General features: G+C 69.6%; 15 protein-coding genes. 10 read left to right on the top strand and 5 right to left on the bottom strand.

All coding sequences use genetic code 11. The features are described 5' to 3' along the window. The first annotated feature begins 94 nt into the window (after positions 1-94). The gene (locus A3CU_RS0126405) at positions 95-598 is read left to right on the top strand and encodes an SET domain-containing protein-lysine N-methyltransferase (protein WP_027944841.1); all 504 of its coding nucleotides are present in this window, start codon (positions 95-97) and stop codon (positions 596-598) included. After that, the gene (locus A3CU_RS46685) at positions 589-4572 is read left to right on the top strand and encodes a non-ribosomal peptide synthetase (RefSeq protein WP_052372197.1); all 3984 of its coding nucleotides are present in this window, start codon (positions 589-591) and stop codon (positions 4570-4572) included. Before A3CU_RS0126405 ends, A3CU_RS46685 begins: the two co-directional genes overlap by 10 nt. Here the strand turns inward: A3CU_RS46685 and A3CU_RS0126395 are convergent. The 4 genes from A3CU_RS0126395 to A3CU_RS0126380 form a co-directional block, all read right to left on the bottom strand. Further along, positions 4546-5934 (bottom strand): FGGY-family carbohydrate kinase, encoded by a 1389-nt coding sequence (locus tag A3CU_RS0126395; protein WP_027944840.1) that lies wholly within the window; start codon positions 5932-5934, stop codon positions 4546-4548. The two genes, A3CU_RS46685 and A3CU_RS0126395, sit on opposite strands and share 27 nt — an antisense overlap. Next, positions 5931-7262 (bottom strand): MFS transporter, encoded by a 1332-nt coding sequence (locus A3CU_RS0126390; RefSeq protein WP_027944839.1) that lies wholly within the window; start codon positions 7260-7262, stop codon positions 5931-5933. The genes A3CU_RS0126395 and A3CU_RS0126390 overlap by 4 nt, the downstream gene beginning before the upstream one ends. A 78-nt stretch (positions 7263-7340) precedes the next feature. Continuing rightward, complete coding sequence (locus A3CU_RS0126385) at positions 7341-8141, bottom strand: DeoR/GlpR family DNA-binding transcription regulator (protein ID WP_027944838.1); 801 nt, start codon at positions 8139-8141, stop codon at positions 7341-7343. Between the two features lie 45 nt (positions 8142-8186). Continuing rightward, positions 8187-8789: a histidine phosphatase family protein gene (locus A3CU_RS0126380; RefSeq protein WP_027944837.1), complete on the bottom strand. Its 603-nt coding sequence runs from the start codon at positions 8787-8789 to the stop codon at positions 8187-8189. Between the two features lie 236 nt (positions 8790-9025). Between A3CU_RS0126380 and A3CU_RS0126375 the strand changes: the two genes are divergently transcribed. The 8 genes from A3CU_RS0126375 to A3CU_RS0126345 all read left to right on the top strand — a co-directional run bounded on the left by A3CU_RS0126375 (position 9026) and on the right by A3CU_RS0126345 (position 16423). Then, the gene (locus A3CU_RS0126375; protein WP_027944836.1) at positions 9026-9721 is read left to right on the top strand and encodes an HAD family hydrolase; all 696 of its coding nucleotides are present in this window, start codon (positions 9026-9028) and stop codon (positions 9719-9721) included. A 144-nt stretch (positions 9722-9865) separates the two neighbouring features. Further along, entirely contained in the window at positions 9866-11557 is a 1692-nt protein-coding gene (locus tag A3CU_RS0126370; protein WP_027944835.1) for a dihydroxyacetone kinase family protein, read from the top strand. Beyond that, on the top strand, positions 11557-12021 hold the full coding sequence (locus A3CU_RS0126365) for a ribose-5-phosphate isomerase (protein WP_027944834.1): 465 nt from the start codon (positions 11557-11559) through the stop codon (positions 12019-12021). The genes A3CU_RS0126370 and A3CU_RS0126365 overlap by 1 nt, the downstream gene beginning before the upstream one ends. 43 nt (positions 12022-12064) lie before the next feature. Beyond that, positions 12065-13093 carry a 2-hydroxyacid dehydrogenase gene (locus tag A3CU_RS0126360; RefSeq protein WP_027944833.1) on the top strand — a complete coding sequence of 343 codons (1029 nt, stop codon included), beginning with the start codon at positions 12065-12067 and terminating at the stop codon, positions 13091-13093. Next, positions 13090-14538, top strand: a complete 1449-nt coding sequence (locus tag A3CU_RS0126355) for an FGGY-family carbohydrate kinase (RefSeq protein WP_027944832.1) — start codon at positions 13090-13092, stop codon at positions 14536-14538. The genes A3CU_RS0126360 and A3CU_RS0126355 overlap by 4 nt, the downstream gene beginning before the upstream one ends. After that, complete coding sequence (locus tag A3CU_RS0126350; RefSeq protein ID WP_027944831.1) at positions 14535-15185, top strand: class II aldolase/adducin family protein; 651 nt, start codon at positions 14535-14537, stop codon at positions 15183-15185. Before A3CU_RS0126355 ends, A3CU_RS0126350 begins: the two co-directional genes overlap by 4 nt. A 258-nt stretch (positions 15186-15443) precedes the next feature. After that, on the top strand, positions 15444-15749 hold the full coding sequence (locus tag A3CU_RS51420; protein ID WP_342668935.1) for an FmdB family zinc ribbon protein: 306 nt from the start codon (positions 15444-15446) through the stop codon (positions 15747-15749). 29 nt (positions 15750-15778) lie between these two features. After that, the gene (locus A3CU_RS0126345; protein ID WP_027944830.1) at positions 15779-16423 is read left to right on the top strand and encodes an AmiS/UreI family transporter; all 645 of its coding nucleotides are present in this window, start codon (positions 15779-15781) and stop codon (positions 16421-16423) included. Between the two features lie 79 nt (positions 16424-16502). Here A3CU_RS0126345 and A3CU_RS0126340 read toward each other — a convergent pair whose 3' ends face one another. Further along, on the bottom strand, positions 16503-17717 hold the full coding sequence (locus A3CU_RS0126340; protein ID WP_027944829.1) for an FAD-dependent monooxygenase: 1215 nt from the start codon (positions 17715-17717) through the stop codon (positions 16503-16505). Positions 17718-18188: the final 471 nt, after the last annotated feature.

Raw genomic sequence — 18188 nt, 5'->3', positions numbered from 1 at the left:
ACGGACGCGAAATTGCGGGATGTGCCCGTCGATGGTGGGCTCGAAAGTGAGTCATAGCGTCACTTGAGGACCCAGCCGGCGGCAGGAGGTCGCAATGACGGAGACCATGAGTCGGCCCAGCGGCCGGGATCAGGTCGCGGTGCTCCGCGTGAACGGGGAATACGCGCTGGTGGCACGCCATCCGATACCGCGAGACACGCTGATGTTCCGGCTCGAGGGTGAGGTCACCCCGGCACCGACCCGGCACTCGGTACAGGTGGGCACGGGCGTTCACCTGGACCTGCCGGACGACTGTGGCGCCGAAGAAGTCACAAACCGGTTCTACTGGCGGTTCATGAATCACAGCTGTTCTCCGAGCGCGACGATGCGGGGCCGGGACGTTTTCTCGCTCCGGCTCATCGCGCCACGAGAGGAGATCACCTTCAATTACAACACCACGGAATTCGAACTGGCAGAGCCGTTTGCATGCCGGTGCGGCAGCGATCACTGTGCGAAGTGGATCGGCGGCTTCCATCACCTGGCACCGGCCGAGAAGGAGCGGCTGCGGCCATGCCTGGCCGACCACCTGCTGCCGTTGGTGGACAGCACATGCCGGTGACCGCCGGGCGAGCGTGGTTCGGGACCGGACGGCCGCGCGATCTCTACGAGTACTTCGAGCGGGCCGCCGCGGCCTGGCCGAACGAGGTCGCCATCGATGTTCCCCCGGCATCCGCACGACCGCGCAAGACGGTGACATACGCCGAACTCCGGCGCACGTCCGAGCGTTGGGCACGTGCTGTGCAAACTGTGCCGGGCACGGGCAGCGTCGCAGCGATCCTGCTTCGCCGCGACTCGGAACACCTGTATGCCGCACAACTGGGCGTGCTGCGGTCGGCCTCCACATACGTGTGTGTCGACCCATCGTTTCCCGACGACCAAGTCGGGCACATCCTCGGTGATTCCGGGGCCCGCGCACTGCTGACCGACACCGAAGGCGCCGAACGGGCGGCCCGGATCCGCTACGCGGGTCCGATCATCCTGGCCGACGGCCTTCTCGCCGTGTCGACGGCCGGCCTGCCGGCCCCCGCACCGGACAGCGTGGCCTACCTCGCCTATACCTCGGGCAGTACGGGCGGGCCGAAGGCAGTGCTGGTCCCCCGCCGAGGGGTGGTCAACCTGGTCGAGGGCGACCTCGCGGAGTTCGGCCTCGGGCCGGGTGACCGGGTGGCGCAGGGCTCGTCGGCCGCGTACGACTCGTCGGTCGAGGAGGTGTGGCTGGCGCTGGCCAGCGGCGCGACGGTGGTGGTGCTGGACGACGACACCGCCCGGCTGGGTCCCGATCTGGTGCCGTGGCTGCGCAGGGAACGGGTCACCGTCATGTGCCCGCCCCCGACGCTGCTGCGCACTACCGGGTGCGAGAACCCGCGGGAGGAACTGCCCGGCCTCCGCCTGCTCTACGTCGGCGGCGAGGCGCTGCCGGACGACATCGCCCAGCGCTGGTCGGCGGGGCGGCGCATGGTGAACGGCTACGGGCCGACGGAATGCACCGTGACCTGTCTGCGGCAGGACATCGTCGCGGGCAGACCGGTTGCGATCGGCCGCCCGGTGCCGGGCATGCGGGCGTGGGTCCTCGACGAGAACCTCCGGCCCGTGCCACCCGGCGGCCAAGGTGAACTGTGCCTGGGCGGGGCCGGCGTCGCACTCGGCTACCTCAACCGCCCCGAACTGACGGCGGAGAAGTTCCCGCTGCACCCCGGGTTCGGCCGCATCTATCGCACCGGCGACCTGGTCCATGCCGAGCCGGACGGCACCTGCTGCTTCCACGGCCGGATCGACGCCCAGGCCAAGTTGCGCGGTTACCGGATCGAACTAGAGGCGATAGAGTCGTGCCTCGCGCGGTGCTCGGGAGTACGCGAAGCCGCTTGTCGGGTGCAGGGCCAGACACTGGCCGCCCACGTCGTTCCGGAGCACCCCGAAAGCCCTCCACCCGTGGCCGAGCTGCGAAAACGGCTGCTTCAGACGTTGCCCGGCCACATGGTGCCCGCGGTGTTCGGTATCACGCGCGAACTGCCGAGAACCGTCGGCGGCAAACTTCGGCGCGCCGACCTGCCGACGTTGACGATCGAGCAGCAGTGCGGGTTGACGGCGCGCAGCCCGATGGAACGGACCATCGCGGCCGCGGCGCAGACCGCGCTGTCACTGGCCGGCGAGCCGGCCGTAGACCGCGACTTCTTCACCGACCTGGGCGGAAGTTCACTGACGGCCGCCATGGTCGTCACCATGTTGCGGGCGGACCCGGCGACCGCCGGGATCACCGTGCGCGACCTCTATCAGGCCCGCACGATCGCCGAACTCGCCCGGCTCGCTGAGGGTGTCACTCGAACCGATCCCGCTCCGGGCGAACCGGCATGCGGGGCACCGCCCGGAAACGCGATCGGTGCGACGGCCGTGCAGCAGCTGTGGCTGGCGCTCGAACTGTTCGCCGGTTCGGTGGCGGCCTATTTCGTGTTCTTCCACCTGCTGACGTGGGTAGCGGGTCACCTCGGGCTGATCCCGCTCATCTTCCTGGCTCCGGTAGCCCTGACGGTCGGCTGGACGCTGCTTTCCCCGCTTTCGATCGTTATCGCGGTTCACGCGAAGAAGGCCCTCATCGGCAGGTACGTGCCAACCCGGGCGTCGGTGTGGAGTGGTTTCGGGGTGCGCATGTGGATCGTCCGGCAGTTCATGCGGCTGATCCCCTGGAGACGTGTCGCGGGCACCGAGTTCCACTGCATGGTCCTGCGCTCGCTGGGCGCGCGGATCGGCAGGCGAGTGCACCTCCAGCACGGGGTCGACCTCACTCGCGGCGGCTGGGACATGCTGGAGATCGGCGACGACGTTTCGATCGGTCAGGACGCGTCGATCCGCCTGGTCCAGCTGGAGCGGCGACAGCTGGTGCTCGGGCCGGTCACCGTCGCCGCCGGCGCCACCCTGGACGTCCGCGCCGGGGTGAGCCCCCACACCCGGGTCGGCCGGAACGCCTGGTTGACCGCGCTGTCATCGCTGCCCTCCGGCCAGGCCATACCCGATGGACAGCGGTGGGACGGCGTACCCGCCCGGCCGGCCGGCAGGGCGCCACCGCCGCCCGCCGCTGTGCCAGGGCTTCCGCCGATCGTGCACGGCCTGCTGCTGATGCTGAGCCGGGACCTTCTCCAGTGGGTGCTCGCACTGCCGTCGGTCCTCGCGTCCGTGCTGATCGCCTACCGGTTCGGGCTGAGCTACCGGTCGTTGCTCGACGCGCTCACGCATCCCCTTGCCAACCTGCCGCTGCTCCTGGCGATCGGGGGCTCCGGGTGCCTGACGTTGGTGATCACGGTGGGCCTGGAAGCGCTCGCGTGCCGGTTTCTCGGCACGATATCGCCCAGCGTGATCGGCCGGTGGAGTGGCGCGTATGTCCGCGTGTGGTTGAAGGCCAGGCTGGTGAGCTCGGCAGGGAGGTGGCTCTCGGGCGGATTGTTCTGGCCGGCGTGGTTGCGCATCGCCGGCATGAAGGTCGGCCGCGGCTGCGAAATCAGCACGATCATCGACGTGGTACCGGAACTGGTCCGGGTCGGGCCGGACAGTTTCTTCGCCGATGGGATCTACCTTGGTGGGCCGCGAGTCCACCAGGGCGCTGTCACGCTGGCGCCCGTCGTCGTGGGCGCCAACACCTTCCTCGGCAACCATGCCGTGCTCCCCGCCGGCGGGCAGGTGCCAGGGGACGTTCTCATCGGGATATCGACGGTCGCCGGCGACCCCGGGATCCGGCCGGGCACGTCCTGGTTCGGGCATCCGCCGTTCGAACTGCCGCGGCGGGAGGTCATCACCGTCGACCGGTCCCTCACCCACTCCCCGCCGCTGCCCAGGGTGGTGGCCCGGGTGCTCTGGGAGTGGCTGCGGTTCGCCCTGCCGATCGTGCCGATGCTGGCGGCGCTGGGCTGGGCCTTCGGCGTGCAACGGCTGGCCAGGGCGCTCCCGGCGGTGCCGTTGGTGTTGCTGGGTGTTCCGGTGATCACGCTGGCGACCGGGTGCGCGCTCTGTCTGTTCGTGCTCGCCCTGAAATGGGGGCTGCTGGGCCGGGTGCGTCCGGGGATCCACCCACTGTGGTCCTGCTGGTGCAGCCGGTGGGACTTTCTCTACGTCGCCTGGGGTTTCGTCGCGGCGCCGGTGCTCGCGGCGCTGGAAGGCACCCTGCTGCTGGCGGTGTATCTGCGCCGGACCGGCATGAAGATCGGCAAGCGGGTGGTGTTCGGGGAAGGTTTCGCGCAGGTCGTCGATCCCGACATGCTCGATATCGAGGACGGCGCGACGGTCAGCGCGATGTTTCAGGCCCACACCTTCGAAGATCGAGTGCTCAAAATCGACGGGATTCACGTCGGCGCGGATGCCACGCTCGGCAGCGCGACTGTTCCGCTGTACGGCGCCGACATCGGGGAGCGCACCGAGGTCGCGCCGCACAGCGTGATCATGAAGCGGGAACAGTTGCTGCCCGGACGCCGGTACGAGGGCGCACCGACACGGGAATTGCCGCGGCAGGCGTCGCAGGAGTTACGACAGCCAGCCGCGATCGCGTAGCTCCGCCACAAAGCGTTGGTACGACTCGGCCAGCGCGTCCGTCTCGCGCTCGTCCGGTTCGATCACCGTACCTTCAACAGGCATGCGCGAGGCGGCCTCCGCCAGTCCACCTGGGACGGTCGCCGCCGCGGCGAGGAGGGCCGCGCCGTAGGCGGTCTCCGCATGGGGCGACACCTGCAGGCCGAGCCCGGTCACCGTCGCCCGGATCTTGGTCCACAGTGGGCTCTTGCTGCCGCCGCCCGCGGTCAGCAGCGGACCGCGTACCTCGACACCGCGCTCGCGCAGCCGGTCCAGCGCCAGCCGCTCGACGAACGCGACGCCTTCCAGCCGCGCGCGGTGCAACTCGCCCTCGTCCGCCGGGGTGCCGAGCACGAAACCGCGCGCGTCGGGGGTGACGAACGGGAAGCGCTCGCCCGGCCGCGCGAGCGGGTAGGCCACCACGCGGGCCGGGCCTCGCTCGGCGAGCCGGTCCAGTCGCGGCAGGTCGCCGGTCACGCCCTCGCCACCGGTGTTCGACGCGCCACCGGGCAGCCACCAGCCGTCGGGGTGCCGGTGGCTGTACATCGCGCCACTCGGATCGAGCACGAGTTCCTCGGTCACTCCCTTGAGGACATACGTCGTGCCGAGAATGCCCGCGAAGGTCCCCGGCAGCACGGCGCCGGCCGCGAGTTGCCCGGCGCACCCGTCGGTCATGCCCGCCACCACGAGGCATCCGGCGGGAAGGCCGGCCACCGGCCGGCCGGTCTTGCCGAGTACCGAGGCCGGCGCCACCACGTCGGGCAGCCACTCGCGCGGCACGCCGAGGGCGTCGAACACCTCCGACGCCCACTCGCCGGTCAGCGGGTCATACCCGCTCTTCAGCGCGTGTGACCAGTCCGTCGCGACCGGTCCCCCGAGCAGTTTCTCGCAGATCAGGTCGGGCGTGTGCCGGATGCCCGCCGCACCGGGAAACTCCCGGTGCAGCCAGGCGATCCGGCCGAGTGCCGCCGTCGGCGACACCGACATGCCCAGCGCGCGCCACCGGTCCGCGCCCAGGTCCGATGCCTTGGCGTTGTCCGGGGCCCCACGCCGATCGTCGTACATCAGCGCCGGTGACACCGGCTCGCCGTGCCGGTCGACCGCGACGATCGTGCCGGAGGTGGCCGACACCGCGACCGCGTCGACCGGCCGGCCCTCGCTCACCTGCCGCACCACGGCCTCGACCGCCGGCCACCACGTCCGTGCGTCCTGCTCGCTGCGGCCATCCTCGGTACGGACCGGGGTCGGCAGCGACCCCGACGCCCGGGCCAGCACCCGGCCGTCGTCGGCCACCGCGAAGGCCCGGACCCCCGCGGTGGCGACGTCGATTCCGATGACGGTCAACGGGTTGCCGTCGAAGCTGCTCGCGAGCCGGCGCCCTTCACGGCCGTCTCCCCGGTCTCCTCGGGCAGCTTGAGGAACCGCACGATGACCGCCGCGACCAGGTACAGCGCCGCGAAGATGATGACCACGCCCGCCGCGCCGACCGGACCGAGGAACACACTGACGATCGCCGGCCCGACGAAGGCCGCCGCGCCCGCACCGAGGTTCAGCAGCGCCATCGCGCCACCCTTGTTCTCCGGTGCCAGCGAAGGCAGCAGCGCCGAGATCGGGACGAACCCGGCCAGCGTCGCACCGTAGAGCGCACCGACGAGCAGCGCGACCCAGTAGTAGTCCGCGCCCAGGGCGATCGGCACGAAGTACAGGAGCGTGATCGAGATGGCGCAACCGATCGCACCGAACCAGAAGATCGTGTTCCGCCAGCCCATCTTGTCCGACAGCACACCGAAGATCAGGTTGAAGAAGATGTTCGTGCCGTAGATGACCGACACCAGCAGCAGCCAGCGCCCCTCACCGAAGCCGATCTGGTTGGCGAAGATCGTCGGGAAGAACACCAGCATGCCGAACTCCGGCGCCGTGTTGATCACGCGGGCGATCATGCCGAGCCCGACCCGCGGCTTCTTCCAGGCGATGGACACGCTCGAAACCAGGCTCTGCACCGGCTTGACCTCCGGCGGCGCGAGCCGCTGGTAACCGGTGCGCTCCCGCACGCCGAACACGCAGATCAGGCCGCCGAGCGCGAGGATGCCGACCGACAGCCACAGCGTGCCGTAGTGGCCGAAGACGGGGTTGGTGAAGCTCGCGATGAGCGAACCGAGCGTCGGCAGGCCGCCGGTGAACGCGAAGTAGAACCAGCCGACCGCGGCGCCGAGCCGCGCCTTCGGCGCGACCGCGGTGATCCACACCAGGAACCCGAACGCGAACATCGGGTACCCGAAACCGCGGATGCCGTAGAAGACCAGCATCAGCGGGTAGCTCTGGCCGGCCACGGCGACTCCGAGGAACAGGGCGTCGAAGATCACCCAGATGGCCAGGCCGACCATCATCACGCGGCGCGGGCCCCACAACTCGGACAACGCACCGGAGAGCCACGACGCGAGCATGACCGCCACGCCGTACACGGTGATCACGTAGGACGCGTGAATTTCACCACCGGCTCCGTTGTCGGCCATGTAGGGCGCGATGAACCCCGACTCCACGCCATCGCCGATCATGAACAGCAACAGGCCGAGATACCCGAGCACCAGCGGTGCCGGGAGTCCCCACCTGTTGAGGAGCCCGGCGAAGCCGCCCCCGGGCTCGGACAACCTCGATGTTGCCGTCACACTCATTACGTCACGCCTCCATGGGTCTCAAAGCTCGACATATCATGACCCATGTGAATTTCACAGGCAAGATGTGATGGCAAATCAGATGTTCGCCACATCCACGTGAGTGCGGCTGCGCATCTCCTCGACGAGGGTCTCGGGCACACCCGAGTCCACGATCAGCCGGTCGAAGTCGGTGAGGGGCGCGAGGCGGTGCAGCGCGGTGCGCGGCATCTTGCTGGAGTCCATCAGCAGCATCCGGTTCTGCGCGCTGGCCAGCATCGCGCGCTTGACCATGACGATCTCCGGCTCCTGGTGGAAGGTCATCTCCGCGTTCATCGCCGACGTGGACACGAAGGTGGCGTCGACCGTGATCCGCTCGACCGTCTCCAGGCACGGCATGCCGAGGAACGAGTCGTGGGTCGGCGAGTAGTCGCCGCCGATGCAGATCAGCCGCAGGTCGTCGATGCCCTTGAGCAGCTCGATCGTGCGCAGGTAGTTGGTCGCCACGGTCAGCGGTGTGACCTCGCCGAGCAGTTTCGCGAGCGCGAGCGCACTGGTGGAGTCGTCCAGCAGGATCGACATGCCGGGCTCGACGTAGTTCAGCGCCAGCCGCGCGATCGCGGACTTGGTCTCGACGTGCGCGTTCAGCCGGTACTCGGCATTGCTCTCGAACACCGTCGAGGGCTGCGCGGACACGCCGCCGCGGAACTTGCGCAGCAGGCCGCGCCGGGCGAGCTCATCCAGGTCGCGGTGCACGGTCATCACGCTGACGCCGGTCAGCTCGGCCAGTTCGGCCGCGGACGCGGAGCCCTTCTTGACCACGTAGTCCGCGATCCGCTGCTGGCGGAGGTTACGCTGCCGCGCGGTCTGGTGACGGCGCCCGGTGTCCTCCTCGAGGATCTTGCGGACGTTCGCTTCTTTGCTGTCGGTCACCGGCTCAGCATCTCACTCCGCCGGCTGGTTGAAGCGCCGCAGGCCGATGTTCTCCCCGTCGATGGTGACCTCGGTGATCGCGGCGTTGTCCAGCCGCGGGAACACCGTCCGGTACCGGGCGAGCGGGATGCCGAGCAGTTGGCACAGGGTCAGTCGCAGGAACGTGTTGTGCGTGACCACGAGCACCCGGCCACCGGCTTCGCGCGCGGCGATTTCCCTTAGGGTGCGCACCCCGCGGGCGGCGGCCTCCACCGGCGGCTCCGCGCCTGGGAAAGCCCCGGCGACGGGGTCGGCGCGGAAGCGTTCGACGAGGTCGGCGGGCAGTTCGCCGAGCACGCGGCCCTCCGCGACGCCGAAGTGGACCTCGCGCAGCCCCTCGACGGTCTCGATGGCCAGGCCCAATGCCTTCGCGGACGGCTCGGCCGTTCGCTGAGCCCGGCTCTGCGGCGAACAGTACAGCGCCACCGGCGGTTCGGGCTGCGCGGCGAGGAACTCCCCCAGCCGTTCGGCCTGACGCAGGCCCCGTTCGGTCAGCGCGACATCGCTGGTGCCGGCGTACCGGTTCTCGGCGTGCCACTCGGTCTCGCCGTGCCGGACCAGCAGAAGCGTGCTCATGCGTTCTCCTCCGCGAGTTTGCGCGCGAGCGCGATCGTGTCGACGGGGCGCTCCAGCCGAGATCGAGTCATGTCCTCGACACGGGCACCCCGCCGCCCCGATAGCGCGCCTTCGGGGCGCGCGTGGTGGTCACCATGATTGCCGCGGCTTGGCACACCGCCGCTCATCGCAGCCTCCCATGACAAATCTCGTCCTTGGTGTTAACTTAACATCCCGAGCGTGAAAGGGGATGTTGCATGGCGTTCGCCGCGGTGGTGTTCGACCTCGACGGAGTCCTGGTCGAGAGTGAACACCTTTGGGAGGAGAACTGGGTCGCCTACGCCGCCAAGCATGGCGTGGAGTGGACCGCCGAGGACACCTCGACCGTCCAGGGCATGAGCGCCCCCGAGTGGGCCACCTACCTGGCCCGCCGCAGCGGCACCCCGGAGACTCCGGAACAGGTGGAGCGCGCGGTGGTGGACGGGATGATCGCCTCGATCGAGGCCGGTGAAGCGCCGCTGCTGCCCGGCGCGGACGCGATGGTGCGCGACGTCAGCGCCCGAGTGCCGGTGGCGCTCGCGTCGTCGGCCGCGCGACGCGTGATCGACGCGGTGCTCGAGACCCATGATCTGACCCGGGAATTCACCGCGACGGTGTCCAGCGCGGAGGTCCCACGGGGCAAGCCGAACCCGGACGTCTACGCCGAGGCCGCGTCCCGTCTGGGCTTCCGCGGCGAGGACTGCCTGGGTGTCGAGGACTCGAGCAACGGCATCCGCGCGGCCGCGGCCGCGGGCCTGACCGTCATCGCGCTGCCCAACCCGACCTACCCGCCCAAGCCGGACGCCCTCGAACTGGCCGCGGAGATCGCGGAGAACAACGACGACGTGCGGAAGAAGTTGCTCGGTTACCTCTCCGGGAGCGCCCTGCCGGATGGTGTCGCGGCACCTCGTTGACCACTGAGCGCGCTCGGCCGAAGGCCCACCGGCCCGGCTGCGGGGCGCCCAGCATCGAAAAATGGAGTTGATCATGGAGTTCGCGCCCCGTGGACGGGATCGCGGTAGCGCGCAAAACCGCGTGAGACTGGAGATGGTGCGGTCATGACGGTCCTGGGAACCGCCGAAACGTTCAAACGCGACTGGCTCGACGGGTTCGTCACCGCGTACGGGCGCGAGGTCCGCAAGGTGCCCGATGCCTATGGCGTGATCGGCCGCCACGTGCCGCGCCGGGGCAAGGTCGCCGTCGTGATCGGTGGTGGCTGCGGGCACTATCCGGCCTTCGCCGGTCTCGTCGGCCCTGGTCTCGCCGCCGGCGCGGTGGTGGGCGACGTGTTCACGAGCCCGAGCGCGGAGCAGGTCTACCGCACGGCCCGCGCGGCGGACGGCGGCGCCGGTGTCCTCTTCGGCTACGGCAACTACGCCGGCGACGTGCTCCACTTCGGCCTCGCCGCACGCCGGCTGGCGGCGGAGGGCATCGAAAACCGCACGATCCTGGTCACCGACGACATCGCCAGCGGCCCGGCGGACAAGCCGGAGAGCCGGCGCGGCGTCGCGGGCGACTTCTTCGTCTTCCGGATCGCCGGTGCGGCCGCCGAGCGCGGCGACGATCTCGACGCCGTCCACGCGGCCGCGGTGAAGGCGAACGCGAACACGCGCACGTTCGGCGCGGCGTTCGGCGGCTGCACCCTGCCGGGCGCGGGCGAGCCGCTGTTCACCGTCGCCGGCACCGAGATGGAACTGGGCCTTGGCATCCACGGCGAGCCCGGGGTACGCACGGTGGGCCGCCTCGGCGCGGTCGAGCTGGCCGACGAGTTGGTGGACGGGCTGCTGCCCGAGCTGCCGAGCGGGGACGGCCGGGTCGCGGTGCTGCTCAACGGGCTGGGCCGCACCAAGTACGAAGAGATGTTCGTGACCTACAAGCGGGTGCACGAGCGTCTGGCCGGTGCCGGGCTGAACCCGGTGCACATCGAAGTCGGTGAGTTCGTCACCTCGCTGGACATGGCGGGAGTGTCCTTGTCGGTGATGGTGCTGGACGACGAGCTGGCCGAACTCTACGCCACGCCGTGCTCCTCCCCCGCCTACCGCAGCGACGGGCACCCGCTCGGATCCGTGTCGCTGTCGTCCACTGTGGACGACGCGCTGGCCAGGCCCGAGGGCGCCGGGACGGGACTCGTCGACAGGGCACTCACCGCGGCGATGCACAGCATCGAGGAGCACGAGACCGAGCTGGGCAGGCTCGACGCGGTGGCCGCAGACGGCGACCACGGGCTCGGCATGACCCGTGGCATCCGGGCGGCCGTGGCCGCGGCCCGCCGGGCCGAGGGCGAGTCGATCGCGGACTCTCTGCTGGCCGCCGGCACCGCGTTCGCGGACGCGGCGGGAGGCGCGTCCGGTGCGCTCTATGGGGTGCTGCTCGCGGAGACCGGCGCGGGGCTGCGCGGCGACATCACCGCGGAAACCCTCGCCGACGCGGTCGACAACGCGGTCCGGGCTTTCGTCGAACTGGGCAAGGCCAAGCCGGGCGACAAGACCATGCTCGACGCGATCGAACCGTTCCGGGCCGCGCTGCGCGAGCAGGCCGCCTCCGGCGTCGCCGACGCGTGGCGCAAGGCCGCGCAGGCCGCGACCCTCGCCGCGGAAGAGACGGCGAACCTGCTGCCCACCAAGGGACGGGCGGCGCGGCTGGCCCAGCGCAGCCGGGGGCACGCCGACCCCGGTGCGACATCGTTCGCGCTGATCGTCACGGCGATCGGCGACGTTTTGGGAGAAGTTGCGGAAAGGGAAGGCAACTGATGCGGGTTGTGGTGGCCGCGGACAACGCGGGAGCGCTGCTCAAGAACGAGCTCCGGGACCTGCTCGCCGGTGACGAGCGGGTGTCCGAGGTGATCGACGTCGGGGTCGCGGACCCCAGCGATGACCGTGCGTACCCTGTACTGGGGCTCGCGGCCGCGGAAAAGATCGCGAACGGCGAAGCCGACCGCGGCGTGCTGGTGTGCGGCACCGGCATCGGCGTGGCGATCTCGGCGAACAAGGTGCCCGGCGTGCGGGCCGCCGTGGCGCACGACTCCTACTCCGCCGAGCGCTCGGTCAAATCGAACAACTGCCAGGTGATCACGTTCGGCTCGCGCGTGATCGGCCCGGAGCTGGCGAAAAAGATCGTCACCGAATGGCTCGGCTACACCTTCGACCCGGCCTCGGCCAGTGCCGCCAAGGTGGCGCGCATCACCGAATACGAGCAGGTCCACGCGGCGAGCTGACGCCGCGAACACCACTGAGGCACCAGTGAGAGGAACAAAGACGTTGCGGATACTCGCTGCAGGAGACGAGTTCGTCGGGACCGGGCTGCTCATCGATGCGGTGCGCGCCGAGGTCGCCGACGCCGAGTTCACCCAGCTGTCACTGCCCTGGCCCGTCGAGCCGTTCGGCCCCGTCGCCGAGGTCAACGAGGCGAGCGGCACCGAGGAGCAGGTGATCGAGGCGCTGGGCGGGGCCGAGGTCGCGGTCACGCAGATGGCGCCGTTCACCAAGAAGGTCTTCGCCGCCGCTCCCGGGTTGCGCATGGTGTCGGTCTCGCGGGGTGGCCCGGTGAACGTGGACCTGGCCGCGGCCACCGATGCCGGGGTCGCGGTGACCTTCGCGCCGGGACGCAACGCCGCCGCGGCCGCGGAGTTCGCGGTCGGCCTGATCCTGGCCGCCATGCGGCGGATCCCGACCGCCTCGTCGGAGCTGCTCGCCGGCCAGTGGCGCGGTGACTACTACGCCTACGCCAACTCGGGGCTGGAGATCGAGGGGACCACGGTCGGCCTGGTCGGCTACGGCGCGATCGGCTCCAGGGTCGCGAAGGTGCTGCTGGCCTTCGGTGCGCGGGTCCTGGTCGCGGACCCGTTCGCCGATCCGGCCGCGATCGCCGCCGACGGCGCCGAGCTGGTCGAGCTCGACGAGCTGCTGCGCCGTAGCCCCGTGGTCAGCCTGCACGCGCGGCTCACCGAGCAGACCCGGCACCTGATCAACGCCGAGAAGCTCGCGCTGCTCCCGGAGGGCGCGGTGCTGGTCAACTCGGCGCGCGGCGGGCTGCTCGACTACGCGCCCCTGGCCGACCTGCTGCGCAGTGGCCGGCTCGGTGCGCTCGCGCTCGATGTGTACGACGTCGAGCCACCACCCGCCGATTGGGCCCTGCGTGACGCGCCCAACGTGATCGCGACACCGCATCTGGCCGGATGCAGCCGGCAGACGGCCGAACGCGCGGCCCGGATCGTCGCCGCCGAGGTGGGCCGCTACGCCCGGGGTGAGAAGCTGCTGAACGTGGCGAACCCGGACGTGCTGAAATGATCATCGGCGTCGACATCGGTACCTCACTGACAAAGGCCGTCGTCTTCGACCGCTCTGGCGTGTCCATCGCCGAGGCGAGCACGCCCTCGGAGGTCCGGCATCTGCCGGGCGGGCGGGTGGAGCAGGACCTCGACCAGGTCGTCGGCACCGTGGCCACCGTCGTGCGCGAGGTCGCGGCCGCGATCGACGGGCCGGTCACCGCGCTCGCGCTGACCGGCCAGGGCGACGGCGTGTGGCTGCGCGACGAAGACGGCCGCGCCGTCCGTCCGGCCATCTCGTGGCTCGACGGGCGCGCGAACGCCCTGCTGGCGAAGTGGCAGGCGGATGGCGTGACGCGGGAAGTGTTCCGCCGCACCGGTTCCGGCATGTTCCCGGGCTGCGCCGCCGCGATCCTGTCCTATCTTGACGAGCACGAACCCGAGTCGCTCGACCGGGCGGTTGTCGCCGGGTACTGCGTGGACGCGGTGACACAACGGCTCACGGGTGAGATCACCGTCGACGTGTCGGACGCGTCACTGCCCTTCCTCGATCCGGCCACCAGGCAGTACGACGAGCGGGCGATCGCGGCGTGCGGACTGTCCCACCGGCGCGGCCTGCTCGCCGAACCGGCACGGCCGAAGTCGGTGTTCCACCTCAACGCGCACGGCGCCGAGCTGTTGGGCCTGCCGCAGGGGCTGCCGGTCACGGCCGGCCCGTTCGACCTGGTGGCGAGCGCGATCGGCGCAGGCGTACGCAAGCCCGGCGACGGCATCCTGATCGCGGGTACCACACTGGCCTGCCAGGTGCTCACCGACAACGCGGAGTTCAACGCCGACGGCGAGCCGGCAGGGATGTTCCTGTCCACGCCGGCCATCGGCGAGTTCCTGCACGCGATGCCCGCGATGGTCGGCACCGCGAGCATCGACTGGGTGTGCCGGCTGCTCGGCATCGAGGTGCCGCAGATCGGCGCGCTGCTCGCCGAGAGTGTCCCGGGCGCGCACGGCGTGCGGGCGCTGCCGTTCCTGTCCGCCTCCGGCGAACGAGCGCCGTTCGTGGATGCCGCCGCGCGGGCACAGTTCTCCGGCCTGAGCCTGGAGCACGGCCGGGCGGATCTGGTGCGCGCGCTGTGTGAGTCGATCGCTTACGCGGCACGGCATTGCTTGGAGGCGGCCGGGCTGTCGGGCCGGCTGTACGCGTGCGGTGGCGGGGTGCGCTCGGCCGAATGGACGCAGATCTTCGCCGACGTGCTCGGCCGGCCGATCGTGATTCCGAGCGACCCCGGCGTGGGCGCACGCGGTGCGGTGCTGGTGGCCGCGGAGTCACTCGGCGAGCCGTTCGACGTGGAAGTATGGGCGAGCAACTCCCGCACCGTGGAGTTCGTTCCCGAGAATGTGGAGTTCTACCAGGGAGGTTACGCCGACTATCAGGCGTCGCTCGCGGCGGCGAGGGGGTTGTGGCGACTGTGATCCTCGAGGAGCAACGAGCCGCGGTATGCGAGTACGCACGACGGATGACGACCGACGGACTGGTCGTGGGCACCTCGGGCAACATCTCGGTGCGCTCGGGTGACCTGGTGGCGGTGACACCCACCGGGGTCGACTACGCGACGCTGCGCACACAGGACGTACCCGTGGTGTCGTTGGACGGGTCCATCGTGGACGGTGAGCTGAAGCCGACGAGCGAGCTGCCGATGCACCTGTCCGTCTACGGCAGGGCCGCGGACCCCGACGGCAAGCCGATCAACGCGGTGGTGCACACGCATTCCGTGTACGCCACCGCAGTGTCTACTTTGGTCGAAGAAGTGCCACCGATCCATTACATGGTGGCTTCGATCGGTCCGAGTGCGCGGGTCGCGAAATACGCGACCTTCGGCACGACCGAGCTGGCCGACGCGATGGTCGCCGCGCTCGACGAGCGTCGCGGCTGTCTGCTGGCCAATCACGGGACCATCGCCTATGGCGACGGGATCGAGGCGGCCTACCACCGGGTGCAGCAGCTCGAGTGGGTGTGCCAGGTGTGGCTGATCGCGCGGACGGCCGGAAACCCGACCCTGTTGCCGCCCGCCGAAATCAGGCATGTGGTGGAGAAGCTGCGGGGCTACGGGCAGCGCTGAACCTGCCCGTGGTCCCGCTCACCATGGCGCGGGGCCTGCCTCGTGACGTGACGTGCGGAAAGCCCGGTCGTGCCGTGACCGCGACCGGGCCGCCACCGTCGGCACATCAAGACCTTGCAACAGTCGCGTATATCTACCGTCAACTCCCCGGCGCATTTCTGGCCGCCCTTGACATCCAACGGCGTCTGGTTTCTGCTGAGATAATCCTTGACGAGCAACTCAGGCTCAGGGATCAGTACTCACCCCGATACATGTGAAATGCCCTCATGTTTGGAGGTGATGATGGCGACGTATGAATATTGCTGCGCACAGTGCGGTCCATTCGAGACACGGCATCCCCTCGGCAGCGCACCGTCCGAGTCGCTGTGTCCGGAATGCGGCGGGGCGTCACGCCGGGTGTTCACCACGCCCCATGTCTTTCTGATGCCCAAGGAGCTGGGAGCCGCGCACGAACGCGCGGAGAAATCCCGCGACGAGCCCGAAGTCGTTTCGGAAGTACCCGGCAGAGGGCCGGCACGGCGGCCGCATCCGGCACTCGCCCGCCTGCCGAAACCAGGAACGTGAGCCGGCGTCGACGCTAGGAGGTGATGGTCATGGCGTCCGTGGGACTCCTGTTCGTCGGTGCGGTGCTCTTCCTCAACGGCGTGATGCTCCTGGGGAAGATCGATTTCAAGGCCGGCGCCGTGTTCAATCTGTTCGTCGGCGCCCTCCAGGTGATCACACCGACCTATCTGATCTTCACCGCGGGTGGGGATCCCGCCAAGATTCTCGGCGCCTCGGGAATTTACCTGTTCGGCTTCACTTATCTCTATGTCGGCATAGGGTTGCTGGCCGAACTGGACTCCACCGGTGTCGGCTGGTTCTCGTTGTTCGTCTCGATCATGGCCATCGGTTATTCCATCGCGAACTTCCGCATCCTCGGCGACCCTCCCTTCGGGGTGATCTGGCTGTACTGGTCGTTCCTGTGGTTCCTGTTCTTCCTGCTGTTCGGGCTGAAGATCGAGCGGCTCACCATCTATACCGGCTGGGCCACGGCGATCCAGGGCTGGGTCACCGGGGCGATTCCCGCGTTTCTGCTCCTGGCGGGGGTATGGCAGACCAACGTGTTGACCGCGGTGGTGCTGGCGGCCTTCGGAGTCGTGGTCTTCGTGGCGCTCTGGCCACTGACCGCCGGCCGCTCCCATCTTCCATCTGCCGGCTCGACGGCCGGCGACGACGTGACGAGAGGGTACGCATAGTTCACATCGGATGGTGACGGGTGAGGACCTTCCGACGGCACAATTCGCCGGAAGGTCCTCACCGATGAAACACGGCTGCCTACGCCGCCGGTGTGACGGTGGTCGCGGCCGTCACGGGAGCGTCCCAGTCGATCGTGTAGCGCTGCTCCCGCCCGATCATCTTTTCGACGTTGATCGCCTTGAACATGACCGGCATCAGCAGCGACATCGCCTTCCGCGCCACCGGGCCCGGCGTCTTGGCGTGGTTGACCTTCGCTCCGCGCGCCGCGATCCTCTCCACCCGCTCTCGGCGAAGCCTCTCGTACGCGGCGAACGCCGAGGCCGGATCGGCCAGGTCACGCAGGCAGCGCGCCAACTCGATGGCGCTCTCGATGGCCAGCGAGGCGCCCTGGCCGGTGCTGTTGGACGGCGCGTGCACGGCGTCGCCGACCAGCACCATCCGGCCGCGATACCAGTGCGGCACCGGCGGCATGATGTGCAGCGCCCCGGTGACCTGCAGCGTTTCCGTGGTCGTCCGCGCGGCGAGTTCCGCGCCCGGGACATCATCAGCGTAGGTTTCCCGCAACGTCCGCAGCCACTCCTCGGCCGGAACGGCCCGCGCCTCGGTGAGCGACAGGTACTTCCGCGAAGGCAGGTTGGCACCCCACTTGATCCCGCCGCCCGGTTGCGCCCAGTACAGATAGTAGGCGCGCTTGCCGAAAGCGGAGGTCATCGTATCCGGGTCAATGTCCATTGTGGTGTCGGCAATGCCCTCGAAACCGAGCATGCCGGTGTAGCCGGGGCCAGGCGCGTTCGGGTCGATCAAAGTACGAACGGTGGAGCGAACACCGTCGGCCCCGATCAGGACGTCAGCGTCGGCGACCGAGCCGTCGGCGAACCGCGCGGTGATGCCGGCCGGGCCGTCGTCGACGTCGACCAGTCGCTTGCCGTACTCGAACCGCACCCCGGCGGCAAGCGCGCGGGCTCGCAGCACCCGGTGAAGGTCGCCGCGGTCGACGGCCTGGAGCGGCGGCAGATCCGGGATCGCCGGTAACCGGCCCAGGTTCTTGCCATCGACCGACATCGCCATGTGCCGGATCGGTTTGGCGATGGAGCAAACCGCGTCGTCGGCGCCGACGATGCCGAGGGCGGCCAGGCCGTTCGGGGCGAGGGCCAGCGCCCCGCCGATACCGTTCGATTCCTCGGGATACGCCTCGTAGACGGTTGCTTCGATGCCCGCTTTGACCAGGGCGGTGGCGGCGACGGGGCCGGCGATCCCGCCGCCGATCACCAGTGCGGTGCGATTTCTGGACATGTTCTCTCCTCAGGTGTGCGCCGGCGCGGTGCGCCGGCGCGGCGATCTCGATGGGCACGACCCATCCCGCGGAGAGAACCCGGTTATCCTGTGATTGCGTCTCGTGACCGGGCTCGCCTCGTGCGGGCATGGGTTTCGAGGAAGGGCTCCGGTAGCGGTGTTGCCGCACCGCGCCGGGGCCCTGTGCTTCTAGTGCCTCGTCAATGTTGGTTGGTGTCGTAATTGATCTTTCCGGAGTGGTGTCCCATCCTGGTCCCGAACGTGATGGCGGGACCGGGAAGGATGATCGTGGCTCGACCACCGGGAGTGTTTGTGAGGCCGCTGTCGATGGCTGAGGGACAGCGGTTGCAGCGGGTCAACCGGACCGCGAAAGACCGGGTGCGTCTGCGGCGGGCGATGGTCGTGCTGGCCTCCGCCCAGGGCTGGCCGGTGCCCGACATCGCTGATCTGGCCCAGGTCTCGCAACGCTAT

This window comes from Amycolatopsis taiwanensis DSM 45107 (genome assembly GCF_000519205.1).
Lineage (GTDB): Bacteria > Actinomycetota > Actinomycetes > Mycobacteriales > Pseudonocardiaceae > Amycolatopsis_E > Amycolatopsis_E taiwanensis.
The sequence above is the reverse complement of the archived record's forward strand: the minus strand, read 5'-3'. Positions and strand labels throughout refer to the sequence as shown.

Coding starts and splice junctions, on each gene's coding strand:
- A3CU_RS0126365 (WP_027944834.1), top strand. CDS start 11,557: ATGCGGGTTGTGGTGGCCGCGGACAACGCGGGAGCGCTGCTCAAGAAC.
- A3CU_RS0126380 (WP_027944837.1), bottom strand. CDS start 8,789: ATGAGCACGCTTCTGCTGGTCCGGCACGGCGAGACCGAGTGGCACGCC.
- A3CU_RS46685 (WP_052372197.1), top strand. CDS start 589: ATGCCGGTGACCGCCGGGCGAGCGTGGTTCGGGACCGGACGGCCGCGC.
- A3CU_RS0126390 (WP_027944839.1), bottom strand. CDS start 7,262: ATGAGTGTGACGGCAACATCGAGGTTGTCCGAGCCCGGGGGCGGCTTC.
- A3CU_RS0126340 (WP_027944829.1), bottom strand. CDS start 17,717: ATGTCCAGAAATCGCACCGCACTGGTGATCGGCGGCGGGATCGCCGGC.
- A3CU_RS0126370 (WP_027944835.1), top strand. CDS start 9,866: ATGACGGTCCTGGGAACCGCCGAAACGTTCAAACGCGACTGGCTCGAC.
- A3CU_RS51420 (WP_342668935.1), top strand. CDS start 15,444: ATGCCCTCATGTTTGGAGGTGATGATGGCGACGTATGAATATTGCTGC.
- A3CU_RS0126375 (WP_027944836.1), top strand. CDS start 9,026: ATGGCGTTCGCCGCGGTGGTGTTCGACCTCGACGGAGTCCTGGTCGAG.
- A3CU_RS0126355 (WP_027944832.1), top strand. CDS start 13,090: ATGATCATCGGCGTCGACATCGGTACCTCACTGACAAAGGCCGTCGTC.
- A3CU_RS0126405 (WP_027944841.1), top strand. CDS start 95: ATGACGGAGACCATGAGTCGGCCCAGCGGCCGGGATCAGGTCGCGGTG.
- A3CU_RS0126345 (WP_027944830.1), top strand. CDS start 15,779: ATGGCGTCCGTGGGACTCCTGTTCGTCGGTGCGGTGCTCTTCCTCAAC.